Below are 542 nucleotides of genomic sequence, written 5' to 3' on the forward strand. Positions count from 1 at the left end.
GATGCTATGGCCTCCGCCCTCGGGTCAACTCCCGTCACATCGAATCCTGCACCGGCAAGCTTGGCGGCCAGCCGTCCGGAGCCGCAGCCTACATCGATAACCCGCTTGGCCTGGCGTTGTTGAAACGACTTGACCAGAACAGTCAGATTGTCCGAGTTTATACTTCGGGCCTGGGATAGAGCGGCTGTTATGGCGGCCATAGACCTGACCTCATTCAACTGGCGCAACTTCTGCGAACTCTGAAACGATTTTAGCCGTATGTGCTCCAAGAGCGGGAACCGCACCCAACGTGGTTGTTTGACCGTCTACAACAGCGCCCGGCGCAAGCATCCGGACCGGACCGGAAGGCGTTTCTACCTCCACGTAACGGTTCTGCGGGTGGCCAGCAAGGTCTTGCAGGCTCGAGATGCGCCCGTAGGCGATACGCGCCCTGTCTAACCGTCCGACAATGCTGGCGCGACTGAGTTCGACAAAAACGGCCTCGATGATGGCGTCCAGTGCAGCACGATTCGCGACTCGAGCGGAATTGTCGGCAAAGCGAG

Annotated in this window: 2 protein-coding genes; both read right to left on the minus strand. The window is 59.2% G+C overall.

Features of this window, described 5'->3' with window-relative positions:
• Nucleotides 1-200, minus strand: a 200-nt coding sequence (locus tag MD273_RS19195) for a class I SAM-dependent methyltransferase (RefSeq protein WP_353050349.1), incomplete at its 3' end; no start/stop codon positions are given.
• A gap of 10 nt (nt 201-210) precedes the next feature.
• On the minus strand, nt 211-542 hold a 332-nt coding region (locus MD273_RS18830), incomplete at its 5' end, for a CoA transferase (RefSeq protein WP_239039295.1).

The organism is Marinobacter sp. C7 (assembly GCF_022343555.1).
GTDB lineage: Bacteria > Pseudomonadota > Gammaproteobacteria > Pseudomonadales > Oleiphilaceae > Marinobacter.